This window comes from Aquabacterium sp. UBA2148 (assembly GCF_002328915.1).
In the GTDB taxonomy this organism is placed as follows: domain Bacteria; phylum Pseudomonadota; class Gammaproteobacteria; order Burkholderiales; family Burkholderiaceae_C; genus Aquabacterium; species Aquabacterium parvum.
In genome coordinates this window covers 6,618-7,892 of sequence record NZ_DCXA01000325.1, presented here as the reverse complement: position 1 = coordinate 7,892, position 1,275 = coordinate 6,618, and the positions used below count along the sequence as shown (strand labels likewise).

1 protein-coding gene and 1 pseudogene are annotated in these 1,275 nt (G+C 69.1%); both read right to left on the bottom strand.

Annotated features, from left to right (window positions below; all coding sequences use genetic code 11):
* Window positions 1-289 (bottom strand): annotated as a pseudogene (aroE, locus tag B2W70_RS18170) (shikimate dehydrogenase); the annotation flags it as partial.
* A gap of 12 nt (window positions 290-301) precedes the next feature.
* On the bottom strand, window positions 302-1,219 hold the full coding sequence (locus tag B2W70_RS18165) for an energy transducer TonB (protein ID WP_286747972.1): 918 nt from the start codon (window positions 1,217-1,219) through the stop codon (window positions 302-304).
* Window positions 1,220-1,275: the final 56 nt, after the last annotated feature.

The window sequence follows — 1,275 nt, the reverse complement described above, 5'->3', positions numbered from 1 at the left end:
CCGGCGGGTCGAAGCGCAGGGTGTTGGCCGCCTGGGCCAGCTCGGCGCGTGGGCTGCGGCGACCGGCCAGCTCGAAGGCTTCGAACTTGAAGGGCACGGTCACGTTGCAGCCTTGGGCGCCAGCGGCAGCGAAGGCTTTCACCTCGGCGGCGAAGGCATCGAGCGGACAGAGCAGTCGGCCGTAGTCCACGGCTTGGCCGGTTTGTTGCGCGAAGAGGCTGTGGATGTGCGGCGAGCGGCTGTGGGCCACGGGGTTGCCGGCGACGGCGTAGCGGTCGGGGGCGGTCATGTGCGCGTCAGGTCAGGGCTGTGGAGCGGGTTGGGCCGAGCCGGGGTTCGCGGCCTGGGTGGTGGCCTCGAAGCCCGCTTCGCGCGTGAAGCGAAAGCGCGAGGTGATGAGGATGAGGTCGTGGCCCGCGCTGACCTCGGGTGGCACGGGCTCGAACTGCCCCATGCGCAGCACGATGGCACGCGCTCGTTTGTCGAGCACGGGCTTGCCGGAGCCCTGCACCACGATGGCATCGACCACCTTGCCGGAGCGGTTGATCCAGACCTCCATGATCAGCTCACCGTACAGCTTCTGACCGTTGTTGCTGGGGAATTGCTCGGTGCCTGCGCGTTCGACCCGGGTGCGAAAGGCGCTGTAGTACAGCGCGTCGGCCGACCTCAGCGTGGCAGGGCTGAGGTAGCGCTTCTTGGGCCGGGCGTTTTCTTCCTGGATGCGCTTTTCCAGCTCGGCCAGCAGCTTGGTGAGCTGGCGGCGCTTTTCTTCTTCGGCGCGCGCCAGCTCGGTTTGCGAGGGGTTGCGCGGCTGGGGCGGCGGCAGGGCGGCCAGCTCGTCCCGCATCTGGGCCAGCAGCTGCTGCTGCTCGCGCTGCATCTGGTCGATCATGCGCGCGGTCTGCTCCAGCGACTCGCCGATCTCGTTGGTGGGCGAGGGCGGCAAGGGCGAGGTGGCGCGGCGGTTGTCGGTGGCCTCGCCGCCGCCAGCCAGGTTCTGCTGCGCCAGGGCTTGGGCCTTGTCGGGCTTGGCCTCGCTGCCGGCGTTGACCAGGATGACCTCCAGCGGCGTGTCCTGGAAGGCGCGGTTGAAGCCTTCCGGGTCGATGAAGCGAAAGCCGAACAGCGTCGCGTGCACCGCCACGGACACGCCGAGGCAGGCCTGCAGCAGGCTGATGGACTTCAGGGACTTCCAGAGGGCGGTCAGGCGGCTGGGCATCTCGGCTTGGGGCGTTGTGGCGCGTGATTCGGTTGCGCCTGCCGGCGCATGGGTGT